Source organism: Bradyrhizobium sp. AC87j1 (genome assembly GCF_002936975.1).
In the GTDB taxonomy this organism is placed as follows: Bacteria; Pseudomonadota; Alphaproteobacteria; order Rhizobiales; family Xanthobacteraceae; genus Bradyrhizobium; species Bradyrhizobium shewense.
Genome location: NZ_PTFE01000003.1, coordinates 221682 through 236140 on the forward strand (window position 1 = coordinate 221682; position 14459 = coordinate 236140).

The 14459-nt window shown below is 64.8% G+C and carries 14 protein-coding genes and 1 pseudogene; 5 read left to right on the forward strand and 10 right to left on the reverse strand.

Annotated elements, in window-relative coordinates:
• Positions 1 to 2: 2 nt before the first annotated feature.
• From CV770_RS03795 to CV770_RS03825, 7 genes are all read right to left on the reverse strand, one after another.
• A complete protein-coding gene (locus CV770_RS03795) occupies positions 3 to 1211 on the reverse strand; it encodes a glycosyltransferase (RefSeq protein WP_104461374.1) in 1209 nt (402 codons plus the stop codon).
• A complete protein-coding gene (locus tag CV770_RS03800; RefSeq protein ID WP_104461375.1) occupies positions 1208 to 1975 on the reverse strand; it encodes a class I SAM-dependent DNA methyltransferase in 768 nt (255 codons plus the stop codon). Before CV770_RS03800 ends, CV770_RS03795 begins: the two co-directional genes overlap by 4 nt.
• On the reverse strand, positions 1972 to 3093 hold the full coding sequence (locus CV770_RS03805) for a DegT/DnrJ/EryC1/StrS family aminotransferase (protein WP_104461376.1): 1122 nt from the start codon (positions 3091 to 3093) through the stop codon (positions 1972 to 1974). Before CV770_RS03805 ends, CV770_RS03800 begins: the two co-directional genes overlap by 4 nt.
• Positions 3090 to 3536 (reverse strand): cupin domain-containing protein, encoded by a 447-nt coding sequence (locus CV770_RS03810; RefSeq protein WP_095425660.1) that lies wholly within the window; start codon positions 3534 to 3536, stop codon positions 3090 to 3092. Before CV770_RS03810 ends, CV770_RS03805 begins: the two co-directional genes overlap by 4 nt.
• A gap of 127 nt (positions 3537 to 3663) precedes the next feature.
• A complete protein-coding gene (locus CV770_RS03815) occupies positions 3664 to 4842 on the reverse strand; it encodes a CgeB family protein (protein ID WP_104461377.1) in 1179 nt (392 codons plus the stop codon).
• Positions 4843 to 4846: 4 nt separating this feature from the next.
• Positions 4847 to 6151 carry a hypothetical protein gene (locus CV770_RS03820; RefSeq protein ID WP_104461378.1) on the reverse strand — a complete coding sequence of 435 codons (1305 nt, stop codon included), beginning with the start codon at positions 6149 to 6151 and terminating at the stop codon, positions 4847 to 4849.
• Between the two features lie 39 nt (positions 6152 to 6190).
• The gene (locus CV770_RS03825) at positions 6191 to 7153 is read right to left on the reverse strand and encodes a UDP-glucuronic acid decarboxylase family protein (protein ID WP_104461379.1); all 963 of its coding nucleotides are present in this window, start codon (positions 7151 to 7153) and stop codon (positions 6191 to 6193) included.
• A gap of 217 nt (positions 7154 to 7370) precedes the next feature.
• Between CV770_RS03825 and rfbF the strand changes: the two genes are divergently transcribed.
• Complete coding sequence (gene rfbF / locus CV770_RS03830) at positions 7371 to 8141, forward strand: glucose-1-phosphate cytidylyltransferase (protein WP_104461380.1); 771 nt, start codon at positions 7371 to 7373, stop codon at positions 8139 to 8141.
• Positions 8138 to 9202 (forward strand): CDP-glucose 4,6-dehydratase, encoded by a 1065-nt coding sequence (gene rfbG, locus CV770_RS03835; RefSeq protein WP_104461397.1) that lies wholly within the window; start codon positions 8138 to 8140, stop codon positions 9200 to 9202. Before rfbF ends, rfbG begins: the two co-directional genes overlap by 4 nt.
• Here rfbG and CV770_RS03840 read toward each other — a convergent pair whose 3' ends face one another.
• Positions 9203 to 10093 carry a phosphotransferase gene (locus CV770_RS03840; RefSeq protein WP_104461381.1) on the reverse strand — a complete coding sequence of 297 codons (891 nt, stop codon included), beginning with the start codon at positions 10091 to 10093 and terminating at the stop codon, positions 9203 to 9205.
• Positions 10083 to 11036, reverse strand: a complete 954-nt coding sequence (locus tag CV770_RS03845; protein WP_104461382.1) for a sulfotransferase family protein — start codon at positions 11034 to 11036, stop codon at positions 10083 to 10085. The genes CV770_RS03840 and CV770_RS03845 overlap by 11 nt, the downstream gene beginning before the upstream one ends.
• 170 nt (positions 11037 to 11206) lie before the next feature.
• On the opposite strand from CV770_RS03845, the gene CV770_RS03850 reads away from it, so the two are divergent.
• The 3 genes from CV770_RS03850 to CV770_RS03860 are packed head-to-tail and all read left to right on the forward strand — an operon-like array spanning position 11207 to position 13840.
• Positions 11207 to 12124, forward strand: a complete 918-nt coding sequence (locus CV770_RS03850; protein ID WP_104461383.1) for an NAD-dependent epimerase/dehydratase family protein — start codon at positions 11207 to 11209, stop codon at positions 12122 to 12124.
• Positions 12102 to 12920 (forward strand): transketolase, encoded by an 819-nt coding sequence (locus tag CV770_RS03855; RefSeq protein ID WP_104461384.1) that lies wholly within the window; start codon positions 12102 to 12104, stop codon positions 12918 to 12920. Before CV770_RS03850 ends, CV770_RS03855 begins: the two co-directional genes overlap by 23 nt.
• Positions 12917 to 13840 (forward strand): transketolase family protein, encoded by a 924-nt coding sequence (locus CV770_RS03860; RefSeq protein ID WP_104461385.1) that lies wholly within the window; start codon positions 12917 to 12919, stop codon positions 13838 to 13840. The genes CV770_RS03855 and CV770_RS03860 overlap by 4 nt, the downstream gene beginning before the upstream one ends.
• Before the next feature lie 13 nt (positions 13841 to 13853).
• Here the strand turns inward: CV770_RS03860 and CV770_RS03865 are convergent.
• Positions 13854 to 14459 (reverse strand): annotated as a pseudogene (locus CV770_RS03865) (glycosyltransferase); the annotation flags it as partial.

A 14459-nucleotide genomic window follows, 5' to 3' on the forward strand; every position in this document is an offset into this window, starting at 1 on the left:
ATTCAACGCGCGGTCAATGCCAGCCGGTGCTTCAGCCGTTCCAGATGGCGGGCGAATTGCTGGTGGCCGGCATTGGTCTCCTCGGCAAACTGTGCAAGGCGGAGTTGGCCGGCCGCGCGCAGCCGCTCGCGCGTGCCGTCGGCGCGCAGGCTGACGATCGCGTCCGCGAGCGAGCGCGGGTCGTCATAATCGAACAGGATCGCGGCGTCGCCGGCCTGGGCCTTGAAGGCCTCGGGATAGATCACGGGCGTGCCGACCGCCCAGGCTTCCAGCGGTGGAAGATTGGTCGGGCCGAAATAGCTCGGCATCACCAGCGCCGCGGCGCCGCGATACAGCGCGCCGAGCTCGGCGGACTCGACAAAGCCGATGATGGAAATCTGGTCCGACAGGCCGTAGGCGCGGATCGCCGCATCGATCTTGTCGCGGCCGCCGCGATCCGATCCGCACAGCACCAGCCGTTCGGTGATGCCCCGTTCGCGCAAGCTTGCGAGCGCAGCGAGCAGCGTCATGTGGTTCTTGTGCGGCCAGAATTGCGCCGGATAGAACAGATAGCCGGGCTCGAGCCGGTATCGCGACAGCACCGCTTCATCGTCGGCGGCGTCGGACGTGGATTGGCTGACATAGGTGGAGGGCGAGAACGGGATGCAGACCGCGCGGTCTTTTTCCATGGCATAGCGGTGGCAGAGATTGTCGACCAGCTCCGGCGCGTTGACGATCACCACCGCGGCCTTGGTGCTGGCGAGGCCGAACAGGATCTCGCGGCGCTCGAATTCGCCGAACGTCCTCACTTCCGGAAACTCCGGCGCGTCGCGATGGCAGCCGTCGAAGATCGTGATGATGAACGGCAGCTCGTAGAGCAGCAGGTGCCGCTTCGAGGTCGAGGTAAAGTGCACGACGTCGATGCCGTCGCGGATCAGCGCACGCTCGAACGGCGATTTCAGCTTCAGCGCGATCTGGACGAGATCGAACGGCCCGCAATATTTCAGGAACAGGAAGACATGGTCGAGCGGGCCGAACTTGAGCAGGCGCGCCGCGACGCCGAACTCCTTCAGGATGTCCAGGGTCTTCGGATAGGGCGAGTACACCACGATCTCGTTGCCCGACTTGGCCGCCCAGTCACGCAGCCAGAGCAGGTCATTGAGCGGCTGCTGGAAGCCGCCGCCGACCTCGAGCGCCTGTTCCAGCATCACGGCGAGCCGCAGCGGTCTCACGGTGCAACACTCTTTCTGGCGACCGCATAGGCCGCCCAGCTCTTCGAGTTCGGCGCGTCCTGCGTCAACCATGCGGCGTGAGCGGCGCCCTGGAAGCCGCTCGCCACAAGCGACGCGTTGATCTCGAACGGAAACCAGTAGCGCATGTGATGCGCTTCATCGACACGCTGGATCGTGGCGCGATCCAGGTCCTCGCAGAACAGGGTGTAGTTCACGGTGACGGTCGCGGCCTGTTCGTCATGATCGGATTGCGCAATGCGGGTGAGGCGCAGCGGCTTCTGCTCGATCACCTTGACGCGCGTCTCGACGCCCTGCGCCAGCACGGCGCCGCCGTACCAATAGTCGAAGAAGAAGACGCCGCCCGGCTTCAGCGCCGCATGGGCCGTACGGAACATGGCCTTCAGCGCATCGCGGCTGGTTTGATAGCTTGCGACGTGGAACAGCGACACCACAGCATCGAAATCGCGTTCGGGACCCGTCTCGCAAGCATTACCCTGCCGGAACGGAATCGACTGTCCGGCCTGCCCGGCGCGCGTCTTGGCGCGCGCGATCATCTCGTCGCTGAGATCGATGCCGGCAACGTTCCACCCCTGGCGCGCGAAGGCGAGCGCATGCAGGCCGGTGCCGCAGCCGAGATCGAGCAGCTTGCCCGAGGAAACGCCATGGTCGCGCAGGCGCGCTTCGACAAATGCCGTCTCGGCCGCGTAATCCTTGTCCTGATAGAGAAGATCATACCAGGGCGCGTAGTCGGCGAACACCGTCACGCCAGGATCTCCTTCAGCGCCGCGGCCGAGCGCGCGATCTCGTCGTCGGTCAGGGCAAGCCCGCTCGGCAGGTAAAAACCGCGCCGGGCGATGTATTCTGCGTTCGGATGACTTTCGTCGCGCATCAGGCCCATCCGGCGCAGCACCGGCTGCTCATGCATGCACCAGAAGAACGGCCGCGTTCCGATGCCCTTTTCGCCGAGGCGCCGCATCGCCTCCTTGGCGTCGAACGGCACGTCGTCGTTCAACACGACGCCGTAGACCCAGTAGATGTTGTCGGCATAGCCAGTGCGGGCGACGGGGCGGCGGATGCGGTTGAGGCCTGCGAGATGTTCGTCATAGAGCCGGCCGATCCGGCGCTTGATCTCGACCGTGCGCGGCAGGCGCTCGACCTGGGCGACACCAAGCGCAGCCTGGAGATTGGTCATGCGCGCGTTCCAGCCGAGCTCCTCGTGGACGAAGCGTTGCTGCGGCTGGAAGCAGAGATTGCGGTAGCCTTGCAGCCGATCGGCGAGCGCGTCGTCGTCGGTGAGGATCATGCCGCCTTCACCGGTCGTGACGTGCTTGTTCGGATAGAAGCTGAAGGTTGAGACTTCGCCGAAGCTGCCGCAGGGCGCACCGCGATAGGTCTGGCCGTGCATCTCGGCGGCGTCCTCGATCACCTTCAGATCGTGCTTGCGGGCCAGCGTCAGGATCGGATCGAGATCGACCGGTAGACCGTAGATGTGGACCAGCATGATCGCGCGCGTGCGCGACGTGATCGCGGCTTCCACACCCTCGGCCGTCATGTTCCAGGTCGCGGCATCGCAGTCGACCCCGACCGGGACGAGGCCGGCGCGCACCAGGGCGGCGGCGCAGCTGATGATCGTGAAGGTCGGGATGATGACTTCGGACCCTTCATCGAGCCCAAGGGCATGGACGGCGATGTCGAGTGCGACCGAGCCGTTGGTGACGGCGATGCCGTGTCGTCGCCCGGCGGCCTCGGCCATCGCCTGCTCGAAGCGCTTGATGAACGGTCCCTCAGAGGAGATCCATCCGGTCCGGATGCATTCGGCGAGATAATCGGCTTCGTTGCCGTCGAGCAGCGGCGTGTTGACGGGAATGAACGGTGCGGTCACGGGTTTGGGCCTTTGATCCGGATTTCGGACGGGGAGGCTTCGGCAAACCGGGTCTTGTCGTTCTCGCCGGAATAGGGACCTTGCTTGATCTCGAACATCTCGAGCGGCTCGAGCACGTGGAAGCCATGGGCGCCGCTGCAGAGCAGGATGATGTCGCCGGCACCGAGCACGCGGCTTTCGAGATATTTTTCTTCGACGGTGTAGAAATCGACCTGGAGCTTGCCCTTCTGGATCAGCAGGACCTCCTGGGTGTAGTGCACCTCCCGCGTCACCTTGTTGTGGCGGTGAGGCTCGATGGTCTTGCCTTGCGGATGGCTCATGAAGGCGAGCTGCTGGGACAGCTCCGGCGTCGAGAAGAAGTGGATGCCCGGCTCGCGGAACGAGGCCCGCACGATGATCGCGTAGAGCTGGTCGCCGAATCGAACTTGTTCGACGTGTTCCATCGTGAGCCTCGAAAAAATCGCTGTGATTAGAGAGAGATAGCGGTCCCGCTATGCACTTTGGCCATTTTGGTCGGGACCGTCAAGGGCGGACGGATCATGACGATTGCTCCGCCTGCCGGTGCGGAATTCAGCCGACGTACCCGAGGATCTCTTCGACACGCCGGCGGAACGTGTGGGCGGCAAACGTCCTGGCCTGCCCCGCCTTGGCTATGGACTGGCGCGCCGTGTCGTCGGCGAGGTACCGATCGATCAACGCGAGACAGTCCTCGACGCTGCGCCACGCGACGACCTCGCGCTCGGGAGCGAACAACGTGTGCAGATTGTCCTTGAAGTCGGTGAGCAGGAACGCGCCGACGCCGGTCGCTTCGAACAGGCGGGCATTGCCGGCCTCGCGGCCGGCCATGTCGATGTGCGAATTGAGGGTGACGCGCGAGGCGCGCAGTGCCTGGTACATCTCAGCGCCCCACACCTCGCCCTGGTAGCAGCGGTGCAGCGGCGAGGATGCGGGAAGGGAGTGCAGGCCGCTGCCGAACAGTTTGAGATCGTAGCAGCGCGCCACCGCTTCGAGCTGCGCGACGCGAAGCTGGTGATCGGCCGACACGGCCCCGACGAAGGTGACGTCGAATTCCTGCGAGGGCGGCGGCGGCAGGACGTCGAGGATACCGGGCTCGAAGGCCAGATGAATCACTTCGGCGCGCGCTCCGTGGGCACGGAAGAAGTCCACCACCGCGGCCATCTGCGAGATCATGAGATCGTAGACCGACCAGTCCTCGCCGCGTGAGGGCGAGATGCCGATCTGGCCGATCAGAACCGGGCGGCCGATCCCTTTGATCCGGCGCGCCAGGCGCGTGTCGACGTGAAACAGATCCTGGTTGAGGACGAGATCGGGTTTGAAGTCCTCGATCTGCGCCAGCAGGATGCTTTCCGCTTCGGCATCAAGGCGCGGGCTGAGGCCGACCTTGCGCGCGAGCGGCCGCAGCACCGGCTTGAAGGGGGCGACCGCGCGTTGCAGCCAGCCGGGAACGGCATCGCGCGCGGCCGGCGTGCCCGGCGGCGGCGGCTCGGTGACGGCAAGGCCGTGCTCGTGCGCCCAGGCCGCGCGCATCCAGGGATTATTGACGTGGATGTCGGCGGCGGCGTGCCCAAGGCCGGCGAAATTGCGCGAATAGAAATCGGCGACGCCGAACAGGCTGGCGTTCCGCGCCGCCATCTGCGCCGCATAAGGCGCGTTCTCCAGGCCTGGCGTGCGCCGGTAGAGCCAGGCGAGGAAGCGCGGATAGTCGGCATTGAGGATCAGGATGCGCACGGCGTCACGGCTTTTCTTCGAACAGGGTGCGGGGCATCACGTACCAGAGCAGGAACAGGATGGCGGTGCCGTGGGTGAGCATGGCGACGGAGAGCGGCACGTTGAGCAGGATGTGCGGCAGCACACCCGACGACATCAGCACGAAGCGGGGCGGCAGGCCCGCCGAGGCGCGGTTGCCCAGCGCCAGCACGAGGCCTGCTGCGAGTGCGGTCAGCGGCGCCAGCCACGGGCCGACGGACGCAATGCCTTCCGTCGCAAACAGCGAGGCGTTCACATTGCCGAAGTCGTAGGTGTTCTGCATCACCACCGCGAGCGGCTCATCGTAAGGACAATGCATCAGCGGCTTGAGAACGGAGATCTGGCAGAACCAGGTCAGCGGGTGGTTGGCGAAGAAATCGTTGTAGAGCTCGAGCGCGCCCGATGCCGTCGCCATCATCCGGATGTTGACGATATCGAAATACCTGCCGGGAATGCTCCTCAGGCTCGCCTCCGTCACCCAGATCACGAGCAGCCCGATCAGCATCGGGACGAAGATCGAGGCGATGACCGATGCTCTCGCCTCCAGGAGCCGCGACAGCACGACCAGTGCGATCAACCAGGCTGGCGTGAAGAACGCGAACTTCGTCAGCGTGATGGGATAGAATAGCAGGAGCAGGACCAGCGCCAGTCCTGCGCGCCACCGATGGCCGAGCAGCCAGTAGCTGGCGAAGGCAAACGGCAGCAGCGCGCTGGAAATCCATCCTATGAGATATCGCAGCAATCCAGGGAATTCGAGCGTGTCACGGTAGTCATAGATGTTCGCGATCGAGACCAGGCGGAAATTGTAGGTCGAAGCGACGGCGATGGTGACGATGGAGACCAGGAGGATAAGCGTCAGCAAATGCTCGAAGCGGGCATTGGACATGGGCACGAACTGTCGCAGCGGTGCCCGGATGAACAGCATGGGCATCAGGCAGAGCAGCAGCGCCAATGCCGCGGAAACTCCGGCAAGCGATCGTGGGTAATTGTAGTCAGAGAAGACGTCGATCCACAGGAAGCCCAGGATCATCGTGTAGAAATAGAACCCGACGAAATAGCCGAAGCAGAAGCGGGCTGAGGCAAACAACAGCGAGACGACGGAAAAGCCGGCTGCCACGAGAACGGCGATCCAGAGGCGCTTCGGGTCGAAGTCGATGGAGAGCTGAAAGGTCGCGACCTCGATCAGGGACAGGCAGGTGACAGCGCTGTGCAGCAGCACCAATCTCGTCAGCGCGGCTTTCGAGTCCAGCCGGGCGCGCAAATCGCTGATGATCCCGGCCGGTGCGCTCATTGCGGAAGCTCGCTGCGGACGATGGACGTTGCGAGCAGGTCAGGCGATGTCGAGCGAGTGCTTGAAGTAAGCGATCGTCTCCTTCAGCCCGTCCTCGAGCGCGACCTTCGGCTCCCAGTTCAGTACCGTCTTCGCCTTGGCAAGGTCGGGCTGGCGCTGGCGCGGGTCGTCCTGCGGCAGCGGCTTGAACACCAGCTTGGAACGCGAGCCCGTGAGCTTGATGACCTTCTCGGCGAGTTCACGGATCGTGAACTCGGAATTGTTGCCGAGGTTGATCGGGCCGGTGATGTCCTCCGCCGTCACCATCAACCGCATGATGGCCTCGACGAGGTCGTCGACATAGCAGAACGAGCGGGTCTGCCCGCCGTCGCCGAACACGGTGATCGGCTCGCCCTGCAGCGCCTGGACGATGAAGGACGACACCACGCGACCGTCATTCGGCTGCATGCGCGGACCGTAGGTATTGAAGATGCGCGCGACCTTGATCGGCAGGCTGTGCTGACGCCAATAGTCGAAGAACAGCGTCTCGGCGCAACGCTTGCCCTCGTCGTAGCAGGAGCGGACGCCGATCGGGTTGACATTGCCCCAGTAATCTTCGGTCTGCGGATGGATCAGCGGATCGCCATAGACCTCGCTGGTCGAGGCCTGGAAGATGCGCGCCTTGAGTCGCTTGGCGAGCCCTAGCATGTTGATGGCGCCGTGCACCGAGGTCTTGGTGGTCTGCACGGGATCGCGCTGGTAGTGGATCGGTGAGGCCGGGCAGGCCAGGTTGAAAATCGCGTCGACCTCGATGTAAAGCGGGAAGGTGACGTCGTGCCGGACCGCCTCGAACAGCGGATTTGCGATCAGATGGGCGATGTTGCGCCGGCTGCCAGTGAAGTAGTTGTCGACGGACACCACCTCGGCTCCCGTATCGAGCAGTCGCTCGCACAGATGCGATCCGATGAACCCGGCGCCCCCGGTTACGAGGATGCGGCTGTTCTTGTAGTTTTCAAACGGCATGATCGGGTTCCAGCTGGATCTCGGGACGGTCCTCCCGGTGCGGCCGGCAGAGTGGTATCGGCTACCGGCGGAAACGCCAATAGCCTTGCGCAAGGTAACATAGTACCCCTTGACCTCAGAGGGGCTTTAGGGGCCGGTGATTTTCCAGGTCCGGCCACTTCGTATAGAAGCCGGTCTGGACTACGCGGGGAGCGTGCCTCCCGTTCGGAGCAGGTGAATGAAAGTCGTAATTCTTGCGGGAGGCCTGGGCACCCGAATCGCGGAGGAGACCAGCACGCGGCCGAAGCCGATGGTGGAGATCGGCGGGCGGCCCATCCTGTGGCACATCATGAAGATCTACAGCCATTATGGCTTCCATGATTTCGTGATCTGCCTTGGCTACAAGGGCTTCATGATCAAGGAGTATTTCGCGAATTACTTCCTGCACATGTCCGACGTGACCTTCCACATCGCCGAGAACCGGATGGAAGTGCATCGCGAAACCGCCGAGCCGTGGCGGGTCACGCTCGTCGATACCGGCGAGGACACCCAGACCGGCGGCCGGCTGAAGCGGGTGTTGCCTTATGTCGCGGACGAGCCCTTCTTCGCGTTGACCTATGGCGATGGTGTTGCCGACATCGACCTGGCCGCCGAGATCGCGTTCCACAAGGCGCACGGGCGGCGCGCCACCGTTTCGGTGGTGCGGCCGGCCAAGCGGTTCGGCGCGATTGCGATCGAGGGCGATCGGGTCGTCAATTTCGAGGAAAAGCCCATTGACGACGGCGGCTGGATCAATGGCGGTTTCTTTCTGTTGTCGCCGTCCGTTGGCGAGCTGATCGCAGGAGACAACACGATTTGGGAGCGCGAGCCGATGGAGCAGCTCGTGCGCGGCGACGATCTGCGCGCCTACGTGCATCACGGCTTCTGGCACCCGATGGACTCGCTGCGCGATCGTAACTTCCTCGAGGGTGAGTGGGCCGGCAACCGTGCCAAATGGAGGGTTTGGTGACGGATCCGGCATTCTGGCGCGGCAAGAAGGTCTTTCTCACCGGTCATACCGGCTTCAAGGGCGCGTGGGCGTCGCTGCTGCTGCGCCGCCTCGGGGCCGAGGTCTACGGCTATGCGCTGGCGCCGACACACCAATCCGCGCTGTTCGTCGCGGCGCGAATCGCCGACGACATCAAGCACCGCGTTGCCGATATCCGCGATCTCCCAACCTTGCGCGCCGCAATGGCTGAGGCCGAGCCCGACATCGTCATCCACATGGCGGCGCAAGCGCTGGTGCGCCCCTCCTATGAGGAGCCGGTCGAGACCATTGCGACCAACGTGATGGGCACGGTGCATGTGCTGGAGGCGGCACGGCCTCTGCGTTCGGTGCAGGTGATCCTGAATGTCACCAGCGACAAATGCTACGAGAACAATGGCATGGGCGCCGCATTCGGCGAGGGCGACCGGCTCGGCGGTGACGATCCCTACAGCAACAGCAAGGCCTGCGCCGAGCTCGTGACGCATTCCTACCGCCACAGTTTCTTCAACGCGAAGGGGGCGGCGCGCGTCGCCACCGCGCGGGCCGGCAACGTCTTCGGCGGCGGCGACTGGGCGCGCGACCGTCTGGTGCCCGATGCGATGCAGGCGTTCCTGGCCGGCGAGGCGCTCCGCATCCGTAATCCCAATTCGGTGCGGCCCTGGCAGCACGCGCTCGACCCGGTGCTCGGCTATCTCTCGCTGGTCGAGCGATTGGCGGGCGATGAGCGTTTCGTCGGGGGCTGGAATTTCGGACCGGATACCGCAAGCGAGGTGCCGGTCGGGACCGTGGTCGATCGTCTGATCGCGCTGTGGGGCGACGGCGCGCGGTGGACGGCCGATTCCGGCCCGCATCCGCACGAAGCCGCCTATCTCAGGCTCGACTGCACGAAGGCGCGGAGCGAGCTCGGCTGGACGCCCCGGCTCGATCTGGCGCAGGGCCTTCGCCTGACCGTCGAATGGTACAAGGCGCTGCGCCAGGGCCGGGACCTGCGCAGCTTCTCGCTCGATCAGCTCGACCAGGTCGCTGGCGCCGCGCAGGCCTGATCAGCCCGGCAGATCGAGGATCTCGGCAATGCGGTCCTCTGCCGACACCGCATGCTTCAGATACTCGCCCGACAAGACCGCCAGATAGGATTTGAGCAGGACGACGAGCACGAGGATGGCGCGCTCGACGTCGGGCGAAAGGCCGGTTCGGCCGAAGGCGGCCTCTTGCAGGAACGGCCGGTTCTCCATGAAGGTCAGCCAGTACAGGTAGTCGTAGCCGGCGATGCCGCGGAATGCATCTTCCCAGTCGATGACGCGCCGCGCGCCGCCCTGGAGCATGATGTTCTTCGGCCCGAAATCGCCGTGACAGAGCGCCTCGGGCAAATCCGCGCGACGATCCACGAGCAGCCCGATCAGCCTGCGCACCTCGGTCGCGCCGGTCCGCTCCAGCAGGCCGCGGCTCGAAAGCGTCTTCAGTGCCTCTGCAGCGGACGTCAGATAGTGATCGAACGAGGCGAGTCTGCCCGGCTGCCAGTCCTTGAGCCGCTCACTGCACGCGCAGGCCATTGCGGCGGCATCAGCGGGCGGCATCGGGGCGGCCTGCGGCACGAGCGCGGGCATCATGAGGCAGAGTCGCGCCGCTCCATCCGCGAGGGGGATCTCGAATCGGTCGAGCACGATCGTGTTGCCGTAGAGCTGCTCGAGGATGTCGGCTTCCTTGGCGAGGCTGGCACGCGCGCGCGCGCCCGGCAGATGCGTCTTCAGAAACCGCTTTTCGCCGGCGATATCCGCGTCAAAGCAGGCACCGAGCGTGCCGCCGGGCGCCGGCGCAACGGCGACCTTGCGGCCGAGGGATTGCAAATGCTGTAGCAGCGCGGGCAGGAGGCGCGCGCGGTCGGCGCCGATGTCGGGGCGGTCGTCGGTTTCGAAGAACGCGATCTTACTCAACACGATAGAGCGGGCTCAGATAGTCGATCCGGTCGTAGCCGAAATGACGGGCGAGTGCCGCGGTGCCCTGTGCGATCTGTTTGCGCTCCTCGTCCGAGAGTTCCTGGATCACCGCCTGGTTGTAGTCCTTGGTGCTCTTGAGCACGGTTCCCCAAGGCGCAATGGAGTCCTTGATCTCGACGCCGTTCCAGCTCGGATAGAGCATGGAATCGGCGAAGGGCACGCCGATGAATCCGGCCGCCTCGGTCATGAACTTGCGCTTGTCGTCGACGAGGTCCTCGTAACGGAAGATCCGCACGTTCTCCGGGTACATCCTGGCAAACATCTCGACCGTCGAGTGATAGATGTTCCAGGTGATCAGGTATTTGGTCAGCGGTTGCGGGAACGGGCGGCGCTTAGTGTCGCGGTAGGCCGAGAACGGATTGCGCACGATGTGCAGGATGCGGACGTTGGGAAAGTCGCGCACCATGCGATCGGCATCGATCCCGATGGCGGGCGAGTAGCCGACATGGACCATGCCCGGCCGCGGCTTGACGTAATAGTTCTCCCAGGCCGCGAAAGTGGCGCGGAAGAAGGCTTCGATCACCTGGCGGCGGAAGATCGGCGGCTCGCCAACGATGCGGGCGAACTCGGCGACCCGCTTCTTCTCGTCCATCACGCAGTCCGCATCGCGGAACTTGGAGCCGTTGCGCTTGCGCAGGAAGGTCTTCAGCTCCTCGTCGATCATCTGCTCATAGAGCTCGGTGGCCGTCAGCCCCTCCGGGAATTCGGGATAGCGGTACTGGACGCGCTCGACCGAGGCCAGGAAGTCGTTGAAGTTGCGGTTGCCGAGCTGGGATTCGAAGGGATAGACGAGCAGGTCGGGATGGCCGTCGAAGTGACGATGGGTGACGTTTCCGCCGTGCTCGAAGCCTGCGGAAACCATGGCCAGCCTGAAATCATTCATGCGTCTACCCCTGCGTCGTCGAACCTCGATCTGGCCCTCCGTTTAGCCGCATGGGCCGGATAATCAAGTTCGGATCGCCCTTTCGGCCGTGCCGGGAACGTGGCCCGGGCAGGGGGCTTGCCGAAAGCGGGACATTGACGGGGCCGGGGTAGCTGATCTACCCGGGGCTTATGCGTGTTTTTGCCACCGGCGCGAGCGGTTTTCTGGGCTCCTATCTCGTTGCGGACCTCATGGCGCGGGGGCACGAGGTGGCCGTCCTGTTGCGGCCGGCAAGTTCCTATTGGCGCCTCGGGCCGCTTCATGACCGGCTGCACGTGATCCCGGGCAGTCTGGAGCATCCGGAGGGGCTGCGCAAAGCGCTGGGGGCGTTCGCGCCGGACGCCGTCGTGCACATGGCCTGGCGCGGCGTCGCGGGCAGCGATCGCAACAGCCCGATTCAGGCCGTCAACGTGGCTGACACGGTGGGCCTCGCCGAGCTCGCGGCCGAGGCCGGCGCCAGGATCTTCGTCGGAGCCGGATCGCAGGCGGAGTACGGACCCTATGATCGTCCGATCCGGGAGGACGACGCGCCACGGCCGACGACATTGTACGGCATGGCCAAGCTCGCGGCCGGATCGATGGCGATGCGCCTGTGCGAGGAGCGCGGCCTGCGTGCCGCCTGGCTCAGGATTTTCTCGACCTACGGCCCGAAGGATGCCGATCACTGGCTGATTCCGAGCATGATTCGGAACTTGCGCTCGGGACATCGTATGGCGTTGACGGCCTGCGAGCAGCGCTGGGGATTTCTGCACGCGCGCGACGCCGCGAGCGCCTTCCGGCTGGCAATCACGCATGACGCGGCGCGCGGCATCTTCAACGTCGGCAGCGCGGACGCCCCGCCGCTGCGCGAGACGGTGACGCGGCTGCGCGATCTCGTCGACCCCGGCGCCGCTCTCGGCTTCGGCGAGTTGGCGTATCGGCCCGATCAGGTTATGGTCCTGGCTGCGGACGTTTCGCGCATGCTTGCCTTGGGCTGGAAGCCCGAAGTGCCGTTGGATCAGGGACTACGCGAGACGGTAGAGTGGCATGACGCGACCAAATCTTCCTGAGCCGAAAGAATTCGCGCGACGGATTCGTGCGCACGCGTTGCGCATGGTGCATGCCGCGAAGGCCTCCCATATCGGCGGCTGCCTCTCGATGGCGGACATCCTGGCGGTGCTCTACACGCGGATCCTGCGCGTCGATCCCGCCGAGCCGCAAAGCCCGAACCGCGATCGCTTCGTGCTCAGCAAGGGCCACGCCACGGCGATCATGTACGCAACGCTCGCCGAGTGCGGTTTCTTTTCTCTAGCCGAGCTCGACACCTATTGCCGCGACGGTTCGATCTTCACCGGGCATGTCAGCCACGCTGTGCCCGGCGTCGAGGTTTCGACCGGCTCGCTCGGCCATGGCCTGCCGATTGCGATCGGCATGGCGCTCGCCGCACGAAATGCAGGCGCGGGCAGCCTCGTTTTCTGCCTGCTCAGCGACGGCGAATGCGACGAGGGCTCGAACTGGGAGGGCATCCTGTTCGCGCCGCATCACAGGCTCGACAATCTCTGCGTCATCGTCGACTTCAACAAGATTCAGAGTTTCGGCTCGGTCGCCGAGGTGTTGAACCTGGATCCGTTTGCCGAGAAATGGAAAGCGTTCGGCTGGCAGGTCGAAGAGATCGACGGCCACGACCTCACTGCGCTGGAGCGTGTGCTCGGCGGCGTGCCGGCGGCATCGGGCCGGCCGACCGTCGTGATCGCCCACACCGTAAAGGGCAAAGGCGTGAGCTTCATGGAGAACAAGCTCGAATGGCACTACCGCTCGCCTTCGGATGAGCTGCTTGCGCAGGCGCTGGCCGAGGTCGGCGCATGAGGACGACGTTCATCGAGAGCCTGTCGCAGGCGGCAAGCGAAAACCCCGACATCTGGCTGCTCTGCGGCGATCTCGGCTACTCCGTGCTGGAGCCGTTCGCGGCGAAGTTTCCCGATCGCTATCTCAATGTCGGTGTTGCCGAGCAGAACATGGCGGGGATCGCCGCCGGAATCGCGCTGTCGGGCAAGACCGTCTTCATCTACTCGATCGGAAATTTCCCGACGCTGCGCTGCCTTGAGCAACTCCGCAACGACGTCTGCTACCACGGTGCCGACGTCAAAGTCGTGGCGGTGGGGGCCGGCTATGCCTATGGCAGCCAGGGCTACACACACCACGCGCTCGAGGACGCGGGGATCATGTCGATGCTGCCGGGCATCGAGGTGTTCGTGCCCTGCGATCCCATGGAGGTGCGGGCTGCGACGCGTCTGATCGCAGGAAGCGGCAAGCCCTCTTATCTGCGGCTCAGCCGTCAGGGGGAGCCGAATCTCGGCGCCGCCGTGACCGATCTGCGCAAGCCCAGGGTTTTGCGTGAGGGACGGGAGGTCGTTATCCTCGCGTCCGGGCCGATCGCCTCCCGTGCGCTGGAGGCCGCCGGTGAACTCGCCGGGCGCGGCAGGGACGTCGGCGTGGTCAGCGTCTCCTGCCTGAAGCCGCTCGACGAGGCCGCGATCCGCGACGCCGTGGGCGAGGCCTCACTCATCGTGACGCTGGAAGAGCACATCCTGCGCGGCGGTCTGTTCAGCCTGGTGGCGGGCGTGTTTGCCGGAGATGCGGTCCGGCCGCCGGTCACAGGCATCGGCATTCCGGAGCAGGGTGGGAAGACGTCGAGCGCGGGGTCGCGCGAGGCGCTGCTCGATGCCGCGGGCCTCTCGGCTCAGGCGATCGTCGCGCGGGTCGAGCAATCGCTGGCGAAGCGCTGACGCTCCCTGCTCGTCACGCGCCGGGCGGCGGTGAGGGATCGAAATTGATGCGCTCGCGCTCGAACACCACGGGCTTCTCGCGCACCTGTCCGTAGATCGCAAGAACGTACTCACCGATCATGCCCATGAAGAACAGCTGTACGCCGCCGAAGAAGAACATGGCGACGATCAGGGTGAGGATGCCAGGTTCGGCGAGCTTCTGATAAAGCACCAGGCCGATGATGAAGTTGACGATCGCGTATGCGATGCTCACGGCCGAGATCAGAAAGCCCGCGAGAAGCCCGAACCGGACCGGCGCCGTGGTGAAGGACACCAGCCCGTTGAGGCCCTGGTCGATCAGCGCGCTGGCGCGGTTCTTCGAAAACCCCTTCTTGCGCTCACGCCAGGTGTAGGGCACGCCGACCATGCGACCGCCGCATTCGAACGTCATCATTCGCATGAATGGATAGGCGTCACGGACGTGACGCATGGCCTCGACAACGCGCCTGTCGACAAGTTGGAAGTCACCGACTCCCGGAGGCACCTTGAGCTCGGAGAATCTGGTCAGCACGCGGTAGTAGGCGTTGCGGAGCCCGCGCATCAGACGGCTTTCCTCGCGCATCGCGCGGATCCCATAGAC

Coding starts and splice junctions, on each gene's coding strand:
- CV770_RS03810 (WP_095425660.1), bottom strand. CDS start 3,536: ATGGAACACGTCGAACAAGTTCGATTCGGCGACCAGCTCTACGCGATC.
- CV770_RS03820 (WP_104461378.1), bottom strand. CDS start 6,151: ATGAGCGCACCGGCCGGGATCATCAGCGATTTGCGCGCCCGGCTGGAC.
- CV770_RS03825 (WP_104461379.1), bottom strand. CDS start 7,153: ATGCCGTTTGAAAACTACAAGAACAGCCGCATCCTCGTAACCGGGGGC.
- rfbF (WP_104461380.1), top strand. CDS start 7,371: ATGAAAGTCGTAATTCTTGCGGGAGGCCTGGGCACCCGAATCGCGGAG.
- CV770_RS03845 (WP_104461382.1), bottom strand. CDS start 11,036: ATGAATGATTTCAGGCTGGCCATGGTTTCCGCAGGCTTCGAGCACGGC.
- CV770_RS03850 (WP_104461383.1), top strand. CDS start 11,207: ATGCGTGTTTTTGCCACCGGCGCGAGCGGTTTTCTGGGCTCCTATCTC.
- CV770_RS03855 (WP_104461384.1), top strand. CDS start 12,102: ATGACGCGACCAAATCTTCCTGAGCCGAAAGAATTCGCGCGACGGATT.
- CV770_RS03860 (WP_104461385.1), top strand. CDS start 12,917: ATGAGGACGACGTTCATCGAGAGCCTGTCGCAGGCGGCAAGCGAAAAC.